The organism is Bacillus sp. EB106-04-02-XG92 (assembly GCF_058791995.1).
In genome coordinates, this window is the sequence record NZ_JBYTEA010000004.1 from 67,230 (window position 1) to 81,669 (window position 14,440).

Genomic DNA, 14,440 nt, shown 5'->3' on the forward strand with positions numbered 1-14,440 from the left:
TAAGTATAAGGGGATGAGAAGTGGTTTAAGTTAAGAAGAATATGACCGAAAATAAAATATTACTAAACATATATAACTAATGAATACAATGTCTTTTTCAGTTATTAAGTTGTAAATCATTTTATGATAAAATCTTTTACATAATTTAATAAAGGGGTAGTATTCAATGGGTTATTTCTCAAATGGTTTATTAGTTTTGTTTGTGCTAATCGTATGCAGTTGTATATTTTTTGGTTGATAATATAATGAGAGTCTTACATAAAAGAAGTTATCTCAAGTGAGATAACTTCTTTTTATTTTATGTTGAGAAGGAATTCTATCTTTCTTATTGAAGGTTGTTCTAGTTATTTTCACGTCAATCGCAATTTTCATAAGGGAAATTTTATGGAACATTAACAAACTATAGAATAAGGAGTATTTACATGAAAAATAGTATACACTACACAAGTGAACATCCTACAAAATTTAATGAATTATTAGCTTTATATGAATCTTTAGGATGGAATTCTCTTAAATTAACAGTGAATGAATTAGAACAAATGTGTAAACAAAGTTGGTATGCAATATACGCATTTAAAGAGGAACAATTAATTGGGATGGGGCGTGTTATATCCGATGGAGTAATAACAGGCGTTATTTGCGGTGTATGTGTAATGCCGGAGTATCAGTATATTGGTATTGGAAAAGACATAGTGAAACGATTAATCCATCACTGCGAACAAAACAAGGTTATTCCGCAACTTATGTGTGTGGAAAAATTGCAATCTTATTATGAATCTATGGGGTTTGAAGTATTCTCTATTGGGATGACAAAGCATATTATGAGATAGCGGCGCTTTATATTTTCAGTATACTCGTACATATTTTCAAACTTCAGTATAAAGGAGAGTTACTGTATGGAGATTGCTAAAGGAGTAGAAATGTTACAACTTGAGTTTCAAGAATTTATAATTCACCCAATTCTTTTATGGGATGATGAAATGGCAGTTTTAATAGATACTGGTTTCCCTGGACAATTTGAAGATATACAAGTAGAGATGGAGAGAGTTGGGATATCTGTTGATAAGGTAAAAGTTGTGATTTTGACACACCAGGATATAGATCATATAGGTAGCCTTCCTAATGTATTGGAGAATGGTGTAAGCGATATTAAAGTTTATGCGCACAAGTTAGATAAGCCATATATTGAGGGAGATTTACCTTTATTGAAAGATGTACAATTAGAGAACCTACCAAAAGGAAAAGTGAGTGACACTGTGATTGACGGGCAAGAACTTCCGTATTGCGGTGGGATACTAATTCTCCATACTCCAGGGCATACTCCGGGGCATATTAGTTTATATTTGAAACGAAGCAAAATTCTTGTCGCTGGAGACTCGATGTATAGTGTGAATGGAGTGTTAGGAGGAGTTCATGCTCCAACAACTTTAAATATTATGGAAGCACGGCAGTCTTTGAAGAAGTATTTAAATCTAGATATTGAATCTGTAGTTTGTTACCACGGGGGATTAAGTAAGGGGAATATAAAGATTCAACTTCAAAATTTGTAAAAGGTAAAGATAATAATTTTTTAATAATGGATGCTAAAGTGTAGTCTAATTGTTGGTGTATACATAAAACACTTAAATGATAAAAAAGCATGTTTGAAGAAATACAAACATGCTTTTTTATTAAAGGAAACCCATGTAATTTTAACGTCCTAATCCGTTCCAATAAAAAGAAACGATTTCTTGTGCTAATTCATCTATATTTGTAAGAATAGGATTGTCATTTTCATCTTTAAAATTCCCAATTGATAATAAAGATACGAATGCATGAGCGGCAAATTTAGGGTTTCCTTTTTGGATTTCTCCAAATTGCATCGCTTTAGCGAGTGCTTTTTCTAACACTTCATACATGCTATCTTCAGCTTTTTTTAATTCCTTCAATTGTTCTTCAGATAACGACAGTTTTGCATCTTTCATAAAATTTTTCATATCGATATCCATTGTGGCATGTAAGTAAACTTTAGCAAAGTTTAATAATCTCTCTTCTAAAGTATTGTTTGTAGAGAGTATTTGCGACATATTCTCCCGTATACGTACCATCATTTGAATCATAGTAGCGGTAAATAAATCTGTTTTTGTTGAATAGTAATAGTAGACGGTTGCTTTCGTAACACCACAAACTTTTGCGACTTCATCCATGGAAACGACTTGATAATTTTGAGTAAGAAATAGCCGAGTTGCCACTTCTAAAATGGTTTCTTTTGTAGATTTTGTATTTTTATTTTGACGAGGCCTTCCAAGAGGACGTTGTTTTTGTTCCAAATCTATTCGCTCCTGACATGTATTGTTGAGATAATTATAACACAAATTTTTATTCATTCTTGATTAATTAACCGACCAGTATATATAATTAATGGTGGAAGAGAAAAGAAAGGTGGGTTTTTATGAAAAAGCATCCGTTACATATGTTAGGGAGGCTTGTAGCAGGGAAGCATACGCAATGGATAACTTTATCGGTATGGATTCTTATTACATTACTACTTTCATTTACGTTACCACAAGTAAATAGTACGAAAGAACCGAATCCGAAAAATTTACCAGAAACAGCTATGTCGCAGCAAGCGGAAGCACTTATGAAAAAAGAGTTTCCGAATAATGCAGGGAATCCTTTATTAGTAGTATGGTATAGAGATGGTGGATTACAGTCGCAGGATTATAAACTCATACAAGACGTTTATAAAGAGTTAAAGGCTAGTCCTTTAATAGAACAATCAACATTACCACCATTTGATACAATCCCGGAACAAGTATTATCAAAAAGTGCATCAAAAGATGGTACATCATTTGTTACACCAGTATTCTTTAACAAGGCTGCTGGAACAGATATATTAAAAGGAAATCTTGATGATTTAAGAAAGATAGTGAATAGTAAGGTCGATGGAGATCCATTTAAACAAAAAATAAGTGATTCTGGATTACATGTTCGATTATCTGGACCAGTAGGCATTCAAACAGATGCAGTTAGTTTGTTTAGTCAAGCAGATGTGAAATTATTAATTGCAACTGTACTACTCGTATTAGTCCTATTAATTTTACTGTATCGTTCACCAATATTAGCAATTTTACCTTTACTTGTTGTTGGCTTTGCATACGGTATTATTAGTCCGACTCTTGGTTTTTTAGCTGATCATGGATGGATTAAAGTAGATGCACAGGCGATATCAATTATGACTGTACTATTGTTTGGTGCTGGGACGGATTATTGTCTATTTTTAATTTCGAGATATCGAGAATACTTGCTAGAAGAAGAAAGTAAATATAAGGCATTGCAACTTGCAATTAAAGCTTCTGGCGGAGCAATTATAATGAGTGCGTTAACTGTTGTACTTGGGTTAGGAACATTATTACTTGCTCATTATGGTGCCTTTCATCGATTTGCAGTGCCATTTAGTGTTGCTGTATTTATAATGGGAATTGCTGCTTTAACGATTTTACCAGCGTTATTATTAATTTTCGGTAGAGCTGCATTCTTCCCATTTATACCGAGAACAACTTCGATGAATGAGGAATTGATAAGAAAGAAAAAGAAAGTAGTAAAAGTTAAAAAATCAAAAGGTGCCTTTAGTAAAAAACTTGGAGATGTTGTAGTACGAAGACCGTGGACAATAATTATGCTCACTGTATTTGTATTAGGTGGATTGGCATCATTTGTACCACGTATTCAATACACATATGACTTATTAGAATCGTTCCCTAAAGATATGCCTTCACGCGAAGGATTTACGTTAATTAGTGATCATTTCTCAGCTGGTGAATTAGCACCAGTAAAAGTTGTTGTTGATACGAAAGGAAAAGAGCTTCCTATAAAAGAAGAACTAGAGAAATTTTCTTTTGTAAATACAGTTAAAGACCCAAAAGAGGGTAAAGAAAATAAGCAAATACAAATGTATGAGGTTTCTTTAGTTGAAAATCCATACTCAATTGAAGCGTTAGATCAAATTCCTAAATTGAAAAACAGTGTAGAAAAAGTATTAAAAGATGCTGGGATTAGTAATGCAGAAAATCAACTATGGATTGGCGGAGAAACAGCGTCATTATATGATACAAAGCAAATTACGGAACGTGATGAAGCAGTTATCATTCCAGTAATGATTAGTATTATAGCTTTATTATTACTTGTTTACTTACGATCAATTGTTGCGATGGTTTATTTAATTGTAACGGTTGTATTATCATTCTTCTCGGCATTAGGAGCAGGATGGTTATTACTTCATTATGGTATGGGGGCACCGGCCATTCAAGGTGCGATACCGTTATATGCATTCGTATTTTTGGTTGCTTTAGGTGAAGATTATAATATCTTTATGGTTTCAGAAATATGGAAAAACAGAAAGACACAAAATCATTTGGACGCAGTAAAAAATGGGGTTATACAAACAGGTAGTGTCATTACATCAGCAGGTTTAATTTTAGCAGGAACTTTTGCGGTATTAGGTACACTTCCAATTCAAGTTCTCGTTCAATTTGGTATTGTAACAGCAATTGGTGTATTACTAGATACCTTTATTGTTAGACCATTACTTGTACCAGCAATTACAGTTGTTCTAGGACGCTTTGCTTTTTGGCCAGGAAAGCTTTCAAGAAAAAGTGAAGAAGTACAAAAGGTGGATGCATAGTTAAAAAAGCCAAGGAAATTTTCCTTGGCTTTTTTCTATGTAGTACCTTAATTTTTTGAAGTAAAATCTTCAGTTTCAGTATGATCAGCATCTTCAATAGCAGTTTCTGGCATTCCATATAAGCCGTTCATTGCTTGTTCTTCGATATTAAGGTTTGCAGTATTATTATTTTGAATAGGTGTAGCGTTTTCGGTAACATTTTCTTTTTTATTTACATTTTTATTATTCATGTAGGCATCCTCCAAATTTTATCTGATTTATGTATAGTATGTGGTTGTATTTCTAGAAATATGTGAATAGATTTTTGCAGACGTTATATAATTAAATAAAAACTTGTAGATAAATTTAAATTGTAAGGAGTGAATAGGTGTGGTGAAAACAAGAAAGTTAGCCTTCTAAAATAAAATGACATTTTAGGAGGCTATTAAAATGAGGTTTCATATAATTGACAGAGAAAATTGGAATAGAGAGCAGTATTTTGAACATTATTTAAAGTTGAAATGTACGTTTAGTATGACTGTGAATGTTGATATCACGAGGTTATTAAAGGAATTACATCAAAAGGGAATAAAATTTTATCCCGTTTTTATATATTTAATTTCTAAAGTAGTAAATAATCATAAAGAATTTCGAACATCTTTTAACGATGAAGGAATTTTAGGATATTGGGAGGAAATGATCCCAAGTTATACAATCTTCCATAAAGATGATAAGTCTTTTTCAAGTATATGGACGGATTGTTCTAGTGATTTTCACATCTTCTATAAAAACTATGAAGAGGATATGAGGTTGTATACTAATGTTCATGGTCTCTTCACGAAAGAAAACATTCCTCCCAATGTTTTTCCGATTTCTAGCATACCTTGGGCTAGTTTTACTGGATTTAATCTAAATATTAATAATGATGGTGATTTTCTATTACCGATTATAACTTGTGGGAAATATTTTAACGAAGAGAATAAGGTTATGCTACCAATTTCATTACAAGTACATCATTCGGTTTGTGATGGATATCATGCGAGTCGATTCCTAGAGGATTTACAGCAGCTGATTAGTAATTGTAACGAATGGCTTAACTAATTTTTATTCTTTAGCGAGAATAGGTTTTGTTATTTAATCGATAAAGTAGAAAATAAAAAAGAAGAGCATCTGTGAACTGCACCCCAATTGTTAGACATAGTCTAACAATTGGGGTGCAGTTCACTGTATATTTTACAGATGCTCTTCTTTTTATACCTTTATTCTATTTTTTTTTTTTTTTTTTTTTTTTTTTTTTTTTTTTTTTTTTTTTGTGTGGAAAATATAGGTATATTTATAGTTTAATAGAAAAGAGATGATCAGTTTAAAATTTCTCTATTTTTAAATAACTATATGTGTTAAATGATTTATCGGTTTTAATAGAAGGGGGAGGTAGAATGAAATTTTTACGTATTGAAAAGGATGAGGTTTTAATCAATAATATGGCACAGTTATATTGTAAAGTATTTGAGAAAACAAATTTTACTGAAATGATTGAGCGAATTAAAAGACATATAGAATATGCAGATTTTAAAGGTATAGTAGCAATAAATAAGGAAAATGAAGTTGTTGGTTTTACTTATGGTTATCGTTCATTAGAAGGACAGTACTATAATCAATTAATGAGAAAATCATTAAATTTTGGACAAATAGAGCAATGGTTAGAAGATTGTTTTGAATTTGTAGAGTTAGCAGTGCACCCACAATATCAAAATGAAGGACTTGGAACGAGATTACATAATGAATTATTAGAAGGTATTTCAAATAGAACAAGTATTTTAACAACACAAATAAACAATAAAAAGGCGCGTTCTTTATATAAAAGATTAGATTGGGTGGATGTATTAGAGCCATTTCATCCAAGTGAAAATGATGTTCCATATGTAATAATGGGGAAATATTTAAAAGTAAAAGTAACTGAATAACTATTTCGTTCATAAAAGTTATTGGCTTGTAACAATGAAGGGGAAAATAAAATGACAATAATATCTATAGAAAAAGCTACAATTTTAGATGCCGAAAAGTTAACAGAGATAATGACAAAAACATTTGATGAAGAAGCAAAACGATGGCTATCCGTTCAAGGTGATGTTATTGACTATAACATCCAACCACCAGGATATTCTTCAGTAGAAATGATGAAATATTCGATTGAAGAGCTAGATTCTTTCAAAGTGATAGTGGATGAAAAAATAATCGGTGGAATTATAGTTACAATCTCCGGTAAGTCATACGGTCGAATTGATCGTATTTTTGTAGATCCTGTTTATCAAGGAAAAGGGATTGGGTCATTTGTTATTAAATTAATAGAAGAGGTATATCCGAGCATACGGATTTGGGATCTCGAAACATCTAGTAGACAAATAAATAATCATTATTTTTATAAAAAAATGGGCTATGAAATAATTTTTAAATCTGAAGATGAGTATTGTTATGTAAAAAGAATCACTGTAGATTCAGCTGAAGAAGACCTAATAAAAAATAAAGATATGAAAAATAGCCAATACGAAAACTGTAATCTAGCAAATACAGAGTATTATCAAGTGAATTTAAAAAACGGTTCCTTTGTTGGTAGCAATATGATGAATCTGAAGATGAGTAATTGTAATGTGAGTCAATCAAATTTTAGAAATATAAATTTTAGAAATTCTTCATATGCAGATTTAAATCTTTCTGGTAGTAAATTTGATTTTGTGACTTTAGGTGGAGTTCAATTTAAAGATACAAATCTCGGAGAAGATAAAGATCCTATTTCATTTAATAGATGTGATTTAGAAGGTAGTACGATTAGTAATAGTAATCTGAAAAATATTGAAATAGAAAATTGTGACATATCCGGTATGAAAATAAATGGTATTCCAGTTGAAAATCTACTTGAGTTATATAATAAAGTAAAAAGTTAACCTGTATTGTGTGGAGTAGATATGCTGTTCGTAAATCGGGTTTTATACTGAAATAATTGTGTAAAAATAACATAAAGAAATATAGAAGGGAAGGGATTTCACCCAGGGGTCTAGAATGGATATGTATTGTTATGAATATGGAGAGGAGAAAATATGGAGATTAAACTAAGAGCGGTAGAAATACAAGATGCTAGAGCAATTCATCGTATATGTATACAAGATGACGTTTTACCTTATATGGTTTTTTTACCGAGCATGCGTGTGGATGCGATGGAAAATAGAATTCGTAATTTAGCGCCAAATCAATATGAATTTGTTGCAGAGTATGATGGAGAAGTTGTTGGATTTGTTGGGTTAACCCAAAGTTCTGGGCGTAGATCTCATTCGGGTGATTTGTTTATAGGGGTAGATAGTGAATATCATAATAAGGGCATTGGAAGAGCACTTCTTACAAAAATGCTTGATTTGGCGGATAATTGGTTAATGTTAGAGCGAGTGGAACTAGGTGTTTTAGAAACGAATCCGAAAGCGAAATCGCTATATGAAAAATTCGGATTTGTAGAAGAGGGAGTAAAGATAGGGAATTTGAAGGCTCACGGAAAGTTTATTAATGAAATTATGATGAGTCGTTTTAGACCTGATGGTTTAATCGTACATAACGGATAGTGAAAAGCATGACAGTATAATGTCATGCTTTTTATTTGTTAGTTGTGATTAGGCAGTTTTGGTTGCATTAAAAATAATGCTAAACCAATGAAAATAATTGAAATACCTAGTGCTTGTTGTATTGAAATAGCCTCATTTAATATAAAGTACGCTAATATACAAGTTCCAATTGTTTCTCCTAAAATACTCATAGAGATTACAGTAGCACTCATCCATTTTAATAACCAATTGAATATCGTTTGACCTAAAATCGTAGCAACAAACGCTAAGCCAGTAAAGCATAGCCAAGTTTGTGTAGAGTAGTGAATGAAAGATTCATTTTGCATATAAGCAAATATACCGAGAAAACAGGCGCTACTTCCATAACTAATTACCGAATACGGAATAAGTGATACATCTTTACGAACATGTTGGCTAATGAAAAAGTAAGCTGTAATAATTCCGGCCGCAATAAACGCTAAAATATCCCCGTACAAAGCTTCTCCACTAATTTGGAAGTCTTGCCATCCGATAACGATACTTCCTGAAATAGCGATGAGGCAACCAATAATCGCTCCTTTTGTAAATCTCTCTTTAACTAGAAAGTAACCACCAATCATTGAAAATAAAGGTTGTAACGTTACGATAACTGTAGAACTTGCTACAGAAGTATATTGTAATGATTCAAACCAAAGTACATAATGTGCAGCTAAAAATAGCCCAGATATGAATCCGAATCCCCATTGTCTTCTTGTTACTGTTTTTATCTCGTTTCGATTATTTTTATTAAAAAGTAACAAGGGTAACAGAATTAGTGCAGCAAAGAATAATCGATAAAAAGCACTGATAGCAGCAGGAGCATCTGCTAATTTTACAAAAATTGCTGAAGTTGATAGGGCGAATACGCCGAAAAATAATATGCAATATGAAAGAATAGGTGATTTCACAGTTTGTCCCTCCAATAGAATGTTTATTATAATGAACTTGATACGATATAATGTACAAAGGTTAGTATATAAGTCCCTGAGAAGTTAGGAAAGGATTATTTGCCTTTGTTTACTATGTCAGCACAAATGTAATGAAACATGCAATATGATGGACGAAAGGAAGTTTTTACAATGATACATGATAGACTCGGACAAACTGTATTAAGTTATCGCAAGAAAAATAATATGACGATTCGTGAATTTGCTAATTATGCCGGGATTAGTACTTCATTAATTAGTCAAATTGAACGAGGATATGCAAATCCTTCTTTAAATGTATTGGAATTAATTGCGAAAGCATTAAATGTACCACTATTTACACTTTTTATTAATGAAATCGATACAGATTCACTCATATCTAAGAAAAAAGATCGAAAAAAAGTATATCGAGAAAATAATGATCACATTGTATATGATGTATTAACACCAGATTTTATGAAAGCGCGTATTGAAATGTTAATGATGGATTTAAATAAAAAAGCAAATACAACGGAAAGTCACTATTCACATGAAGATAAGGAAGAGATTGCTGTTGTTATGAAAGGGGAAGTGTATGTGGAATTAGAAGGAAAAGAGTATTTTTTAGAAGCAGGTGATGTTGTACGTATTCCGCCAAATGTGAAACATCGTTTTTTAAATAAAAGTGATGAATCTAATCATATTTTATTTGTATTGACGCCATCTTTAGGATGAGTATAAAGTGATGAGGGATAAAAAGATGGAAAATAAAACTGTTTTAAGAGATGGCCTTTCAATTATTTCTCAATGTAAAAGACAAACAAATGATATTTGGCATGCACATTTCGGAGCAGCTGCAATTGCTAGTTATTTTTTCATCAAAGATAACAATATGGAAGAAGAGATTACTCGTAGTATGTATTCTCAAACAAAAATGATGTTGAACAATCAAAAACTAGTTGGAATAATTGATAGTAAAGAAGAAATTGATTTTCAAAGTGCTGAAAAAATGATTATAAAATCATTGGAACAAACAATTGATGAACTTCATTGGGTGGGGCATAATGTCATTTATGCTGCATTAAGTTTATTAGCTATAAAAGAGTTACAAAAATGGGGAGATAATCAAGAGATTGAAGGGATTACTAATCTTATATTATCGTTTCGAAAAACAATTCCAGGTAGATCATGGATTGGTTTTACAACAAAGGAAGTAAAACAATTACATATAAATGATGAGATAGTAAATGAATTAAGAAATCCGAAACAATTATCTAAGTTTATTTTAAAGGAGCTCTCGCAATTTAATCTTATTTATAGAGCGGAAGCACACCATGATTTAATTGGTCATTTACTTACTTTTTCTCATGCAATTAATATAATGTATGACTTAGGGCATAGTGATATATTTCATCGAGGGATACGACCACTGTTAAAGCTAGTATACGTGTTACGTGCTAGTCAAAATCTTATGCCGAATACTGAAATAAACTTGCACTCACCTATAGATCGTTTACCTTTAATCGAATCTAAACGTGCTCATGTATTACCAACAGAAAATCAATTTTGGCTAAAAGACTATAGTGCATTTAATTGGGATTTTGGGCATGTTTTTAAATTCTCATATAGTTATTTTGATCATATAAAGAGGGTTCCGGAATATAAAGATATTACATTAGATAAATTCCGATTTGTTATTAATACGTAATGAAGTTTAATGATCTGTATAAAGGGTTAAATTTAAAATTTTTTGTTGATAGTATATTATTTTTATATTTGTAAGATTTTACATGCTTATTTTACTTTTACTAATTATGTAAATAGGCTATACTAAAATACATATATTTTAGTATTGGAGAGAGAAGTAAAACGACATGGAATTAGTAAAATTAGAAAAAGCAATTGAAATAAAGAAAGAAGAACTTTTATATTTAGTATCGGATTACGGAATTCAACATGAAAAAGTATTGGCATTAAGCCAAGAATTAGACAAACTGATTAATTACTTTATGTTTTTAAAATAGAAAGAACTATGACATGATGTGAAAATGTTATAGTTCTTTTTTATTTGGAAATTCAAATGTATATTTTATATACTTATGATAGATGGAATATTCAGTTTTTAAGGAGGGGTAAATATGATTTTACATACTCATATTTCAGGTGAAGGGGAACCAATGGTGCTTTTACATTCAGGTGGTATGACAGGTTTAGTAGAATTCGAAGAGCAGGTAGCATTTTTTCAAGAACAAAATTATCAAGTCATTCGTCCTGATTTAAGAGGGCATGGAAAGTCAGGGGGGACATTGGAGAATTATTTCCTAAGTTCCGTAGAGGATTTACATGATACGTTAGTACATTTACAAATTGATAGATGTCATATAGCTGGTGTTTCCCTAGGAGGATTAATCGCTTTATTATTTGCAAAAAACTATCCAGAAAGAGTGAGAACATTAACTTTTTCAGGTATCTTTCCAGTTAAGAGAGAAAATTGGGAGCAGTCTCAGGAGTATGAAGCGAATTGTCATGAGCAACTGATGGAAAATGAAGAAGTAGTAACGTATATGAATCAAATTCATGAAAATAGCGATTGGAAAGCATTGCTTGAATCGTGGCAAGTTAAAGGTTGGTACCCATTCGAAGAAACCGGTGATGTAGCTAATCTTCAAGTACCTACACTTTGTATTGCTGGGGGAGATTCAGAAGATGAAGTTGTAGCTGCTACAACGTTCAAACAATTAAATAACAACATTCATATTGCTGTTATTCCGTTTGCCGGTCATTTAGTACATAATGATCAACCAGGAGTATATTCGAATATATTGTCTAATTTCTTACAGAATGCGCAAGCTGCTAGTCGAATATAAGGACTTTTGGGTATAATAAGAAAGGAATTATTAATTGTATCGGTTAGGAGCGCAGCACATATGAAAACAGTTGTTGTTATCGGTGGAGGTATAACGGGAGTTTCTACTATGTTTTATTTAGAAAAATTAAAAAAGGATAATAATATCGATTTAAATTTAATCCTTGTAGAAAAAGAAGAGTACTTAGGTGGTAAAATCCATAGTGTAGAAGAAAAGGATTTTATTATGGAATCAGGAGCGGATTCTATCGTTGCTCGTAATGAACATGTTATGCCACTTGTAAAAGATTTAAATTTAGAAGAAGAAATGGTGTATAACGAAACAGGTATTTCTTACATATATTCTGATAATATTTTACATCCAATCCCTTCAGATACTATATTTGGGATACCGATGAGTGCCCGATCATTGTTTAGCAGTACGCTAGTATCAACGAAGGGGAAAATCGTAGCTTTAAAAGATTTCATAACGAAAAATAAAGAGTTTACAAAAGATACTTCACTTGCTGTGTTTTTAGAAAGCTTTTTAGGGAAAGAGTTAGTGGAAAGACAAATCGCCCCAGTGCTTTCAGGTGTATATTCCGGTAAATTGAATGAACTTACTATGGCATCGACATTACCGTATTTACTGGATTATAAAAATAAATATGGAAGTATTATTAAAGGTTTTGAAGAGAATAAAAAACAGTTTCAATCAGCAGGAAACAAAAAGTTCGTATCATTTAAAGGCGGACTATCTACGATTATTGATCGTTTAGAAGAAGTGCTGACTGAGACAGTTGTTAAGAAAGGTACTGTAACGACAGCTGTAAGAAAACAAGGTGATCGCTATGAAATCTCCTTTGCCAATCATGAATCTATCCAAGCTGATTATGTTGTCTTGGCAGCTCCGCATGATATCGCAGAATCCTTATTACAGTGTAATGAGTTAAATGAGCAGTTTCATACATTTAAAAATTCATCTCTTATAAGTATTTATTTAGGATTTGACATATTAGATGAACAATTACCGGCAGATGGCACAGGATTTATCGTAACGGAAAATAGTGATTTACATTGTGATGCTTGTACATGGACAAGCAGGAAGTGGAAACATACATCTGGAAAACAAAAGCTATTAGTACGAATGTTTTATAAAAGTACCAATCCAGTATATGAAACGATTAAAAATTATAGTGAAGAAGAATTAGTACGAGTCGCTTTATATGATATTGAAAAGAGTCTCGGAATTAAAGGTGAACCAGAAGTAGTTGAAGTTACAAATTGGAAAGATTTAATGCCGAAATATCATTTAGAACATAATCAAGCGGTTCAAACATTACAAGAAAAAATGACGGATCTTTATCCGAATGTATACTTAGCTGGTGCTTCATATTACGGTGTCGGAATTGGTGCATGTATTGGAAATGGAAAGAACACTGCAAATGAAATAATTGCAACATTAAAGGAACCTTCAAAATAGAATACATATATAAATAAAATGTCCCTTCAGTATATTGGAGGGACATTTTATTTATCCCACTTTAATGGGCAGTAAGACCCCCACCTCAAAATTCAGCGAAAGTAAAGAAGTTAGGTGGGGGATAAACTGCCCATTAAAGTCCGATTGGTGAGGGCTGATAATCAGTGGGGGATGAAGAACCCCCCCACTGATTAAAGTTTCACTTTATTTCACTTGAATGGAGATTTTTTTATTAGTTGTATTATTCTCAGTAATCGTTAATGTTATATTCCCGGACTCTTTAAATGAATAAGAAGAGAGTTGATAAAGTTCTTTTATACCGTGTTTCTCTTTTAATGTATTAGCAGGAAGTAACGTTATGTTCGGTTTCCATGATTCTTGTTTTCCTGAAGGATAGTTTACTATTATTTCTGGATTATTTAATTGCATTTGTTCCCAGGAGGCAAAATGTAGTTCAACTGCTGTATCTTTTTTTAGTAACTCTTCGGAGAAATATCCAAGTTCTCCAATATTACCGAAAACAGTAAAGTTTTGATTTTGAACTTTGATATCTAAATGTTTAGGTTGATATGTTGCTGCGTGATAGATTCCGTAGGAAAGTGAAAGAGTGGCGGCGATTAAAATGCTGATTGAAAATGTTTTAAAGCTATTACCTTTAAAACTAGTCATCATAAATGAGTTTGGAGCGAACTTTTTTGCAAATAAAAATATAAGTAAGATGAGTAAGAGGGATAAACCGATGAATATATACATAGAAAATATACACCTCCATAACAAATTATATTTTAACTATATTTTACCATAAATGTATGGGGTAGGGTGTTGTTTTAGATGGGAAAAGTGGGCAAGGGATCGAATTAATAAGACATATTATTATGAGCGGAGTGATGGAGGTGAAAATAATACAATTAATTTTAAAATTAGAGAATAAAGAGATGA

At 31.8% G+C, this 14,440-nt stretch carries 16 protein-coding genes; 12 read left to right on the plus strand and 4 right to left on the minus strand.

Annotated elements, in window-relative coordinates:
- Nucleotides 1-422 precede the first annotated feature (422 nt).
- Nucleotides 423-830 (plus strand): GNAT family N-acetyltransferase, encoded by a 408-nt coding sequence (locus AC3WVA_RS11725; protein ID WP_098345657.1) that lies wholly within the window; start codon nucleotides 423-425, stop codon nucleotides 828-830.
- A gap of 66 nt (nucleotides 831-896) precedes the next feature.
- Complete coding sequence (locus AC3WVA_RS11730; RefSeq protein ID WP_098880969.1) at nucleotides 897-1,550, plus strand: MBL fold metallo-hydrolase; 654 nt, start codon at nucleotides 897-899, stop codon at nucleotides 1,548-1,550.
- Nucleotides 1,551-1,691: 141 nt separating this feature from the next.
- Here AC3WVA_RS11730 and AC3WVA_RS11735 read toward each other — a convergent pair whose 3' ends face one another.
- On the minus strand, nucleotides 1,692-2,309 hold the full coding sequence (locus AC3WVA_RS11735; protein WP_492321924.1) for a TetR/AcrR family transcriptional regulator: 618 nt from the start codon (nucleotides 2,307-2,309) through the stop codon (nucleotides 1,692-1,694).
- A gap of 122 nt (nucleotides 2,310-2,431) precedes the next feature.
- Between AC3WVA_RS11735 and AC3WVA_RS11740 the strand changes: the two genes are divergently transcribed.
- A complete protein-coding gene (locus tag AC3WVA_RS11740; RefSeq protein WP_098880968.1) occupies nucleotides 2,432-4,663 on the plus strand; it encodes an MMPL family transporter in 2,232 nt (743 codons plus the stop codon).
- A gap of 47 nt (nucleotides 4,664-4,710) precedes the next feature.
- On the opposite strand, the gene AC3WVA_RS11745 is transcribed toward AC3WVA_RS11740, so the two are convergent.
- Nucleotides 4,711-4,893, minus strand: coding sequence for a DUF4021 domain-containing protein (locus AC3WVA_RS11745; protein ID WP_098345660.1), 183 nt, complete (start codon nucleotides 4,891-4,893; stop codon nucleotides 4,711-4,713).
- A gap of 199 nt (nucleotides 4,894-5,092) precedes the next feature.
- Between AC3WVA_RS11745 and catA the strand changes: the two genes are divergently transcribed.
- The 4 genes from catA (at nucleotide 5,093) to AC3WVA_RS11765 (ending at nucleotide 8,250) form a co-directional block, all read left to right on the plus strand.
- Nucleotides 5,093-5,743 (plus strand): type A chloramphenicol O-acetyltransferase, encoded by a 651-nt coding sequence (gene catA / locus AC3WVA_RS11750; RefSeq protein WP_098345661.1) that lies wholly within the window; start codon nucleotides 5,093-5,095, stop codon nucleotides 5,741-5,743.
- A 335-nt stretch (nucleotides 5,744-6,078) separates the two neighbouring features.
- On the plus strand, nucleotides 6,079-6,606 hold the full coding sequence (locus AC3WVA_RS11755; RefSeq protein ID WP_098345662.1) for a GNAT family N-acetyltransferase: 528 nt from the start codon (nucleotides 6,079-6,081) through the stop codon (nucleotides 6,604-6,606).
- Nucleotides 6,607-6,657: 51 nt separating this feature from the next.
- A complete protein-coding gene (locus AC3WVA_RS11760) occupies nucleotides 6,658-7,584 on the plus strand; it encodes a GNAT family N-acetyltransferase (RefSeq protein WP_088315610.1) in 927 nt (308 codons plus the stop codon).
- A gap of 153 nt (nucleotides 7,585-7,737) precedes the next feature.
- Nucleotides 7,738-8,250, plus strand: a complete 513-nt coding sequence (locus AC3WVA_RS11765) for a GNAT family N-acetyltransferase (RefSeq protein WP_098345663.1) — start codon at nucleotides 7,738-7,740, stop codon at nucleotides 8,248-8,250.
- 38 nt (nucleotides 8,251-8,288) lie between these two features.
- Here the strand turns inward: AC3WVA_RS11765 and AC3WVA_RS11770 are convergent, their stop codons facing one another.
- On the minus strand, nucleotides 8,289-9,176 hold the full coding sequence (locus AC3WVA_RS11770) for a DMT family transporter (RefSeq protein ID WP_098880967.1): 888 nt from the start codon (nucleotides 9,174-9,176) through the stop codon (nucleotides 8,289-8,291).
- 171 nt (nucleotides 9,177-9,347) lie between these two features.
- On the opposite strand from AC3WVA_RS11770, the gene AC3WVA_RS11775 reads away from it, so the two are divergent.
- The 5 genes from AC3WVA_RS11775 (at nucleotide 9,348) to AC3WVA_RS11795 (ending at nucleotide 13,501) form a co-directional block, all read left to right on the plus strand.
- A complete protein-coding gene (locus tag AC3WVA_RS11775; protein WP_098345665.1) occupies nucleotides 9,348-9,908 on the plus strand; it encodes a helix-turn-helix domain-containing protein in 561 nt (186 codons plus the stop codon).
- Nucleotides 9,909-9,933: 25 nt separating this feature from the next.
- A complete protein-coding gene (locus AC3WVA_RS11780; RefSeq protein ID WP_098880966.1) occupies nucleotides 9,934-10,881 on the plus strand; it encodes a hypothetical protein in 948 nt (315 codons plus the stop codon).
- 166 nt (nucleotides 10,882-11,047) lie between these two features.
- Nucleotides 11,048-11,197 carry an aspartyl-phosphate phosphatase Spo0E family protein gene (locus AC3WVA_RS11785; RefSeq protein ID WP_048529060.1) on the plus strand — a complete coding sequence of 50 codons (150 nt, stop codon included), beginning with the start codon at nucleotides 11,048-11,050 and terminating at the stop codon, nucleotides 11,195-11,197.
- A 114-nt stretch (nucleotides 11,198-11,311) separates the two neighbouring features.
- Nucleotides 11,312-12,040 (plus strand): alpha/beta fold hydrolase, encoded by a 729-nt coding sequence (locus AC3WVA_RS11790; protein WP_098345667.1) that lies wholly within the window; start codon nucleotides 11,312-11,314, stop codon nucleotides 12,038-12,040.
- 60 nt (nucleotides 12,041-12,100) lie between these two features.
- Nucleotides 12,101-13,501, plus strand: coding sequence for a protoporphyrinogen oxidase (locus AC3WVA_RS11795; RefSeq protein ID WP_492321925.1), 1,401 nt, complete (start codon nucleotides 12,101-12,103; stop codon nucleotides 13,499-13,501).
- Between the two features lie 204 nt (nucleotides 13,502-13,705).
- Here the strand turns inward: AC3WVA_RS11795 and AC3WVA_RS11800 are convergent, their stop codons facing one another.
- On the minus strand, nucleotides 13,706-14,254 hold the full coding sequence (locus tag AC3WVA_RS11800; RefSeq protein ID WP_098345669.1) for a hypothetical protein: 549 nt from the start codon (nucleotides 14,252-14,254) through the stop codon (nucleotides 13,706-13,708).
- Nucleotides 14,255-14,440 lie beyond the last annotated feature (186 nt).

Excerpts from the sequence above, each read along its gene's own strand:
- AC3WVA_RS11725 (WP_098345657.1), top strand. The coding sequence starts at position 423 with ATGAAAAATAGTATACACTACACAAGTGAACATCCTACAAAATTTAAT.
- AC3WVA_RS11730 (WP_098880969.1), top strand. The coding sequence starts at position 897 with ATGGAGATTGCTAAAGGAGTAGAAATGTTACAACTTGAGTTTCAAGAA.
- AC3WVA_RS11740 (WP_098880968.1), top strand. The coding sequence starts at position 2,432 with ATGAAAAAGCATCCGTTACATATGTTAGGGAGGCTTGTAGCAGGGAAG.
- AC3WVA_RS11745 (WP_098345660.1), bottom strand. The coding sequence starts at position 4,893 with ATGAATAATAAAAATGTAAATAAAAAAGAAAATGTTACCGAAAACGCT.
- catA (WP_098345661.1), top strand. The coding sequence starts at position 5,093 with ATGAGGTTTCATATAATTGACAGAGAAAATTGGAATAGAGAGCAGTAT.
- AC3WVA_RS11755 (WP_098345662.1), top strand. The coding sequence starts at position 6,079 with ATGAAATTTTTACGTATTGAAAAGGATGAGGTTTTAATCAATAATATG.
- AC3WVA_RS11760 (WP_088315610.1), top strand. The coding sequence starts at position 6,658 with ATGACAATAATATCTATAGAAAAAGCTACAATTTTAGATGCCGAAAAG.
- AC3WVA_RS11765 (WP_098345663.1), top strand. The coding sequence starts at position 7,738 with ATGGAGATTAAACTAAGAGCGGTAGAAATACAAGATGCTAGAGCAATT.
- AC3WVA_RS11775 (WP_098345665.1), top strand. The coding sequence starts at position 9,348 with ATGATACATGATAGACTCGGACAAACTGTATTAAGTTATCGCAAGAAA.
- AC3WVA_RS11780 (WP_098880966.1), top strand. The coding sequence starts at position 9,934 with ATGGAAAATAAAACTGTTTTAAGAGATGGCCTTTCAATTATTTCTCAA.
- AC3WVA_RS11785 (WP_048529060.1), top strand. The coding sequence starts at position 11,048 with ATGGAATTAGTAAAATTAGAAAAAGCAATTGAAATAAAGAAAGAAGAA.
- AC3WVA_RS11790 (WP_098345667.1), top strand. The coding sequence starts at position 11,312 with ATGATTTTACATACTCATATTTCAGGTGAAGGGGAACCAATGGTGCTT.
- AC3WVA_RS11795 (WP_492321925.1), top strand. The coding sequence starts at position 12,101 with ATGAAAACAGTTGTTGTTATCGGTGGAGGTATAACGGGAGTTTCTACT.
- AC3WVA_RS11800 (WP_098345669.1), bottom strand. The coding sequence starts at position 14,254 with ATGTATATATTCATCGGTTTATCCCTCTTACTCATCTTACTTATATTT.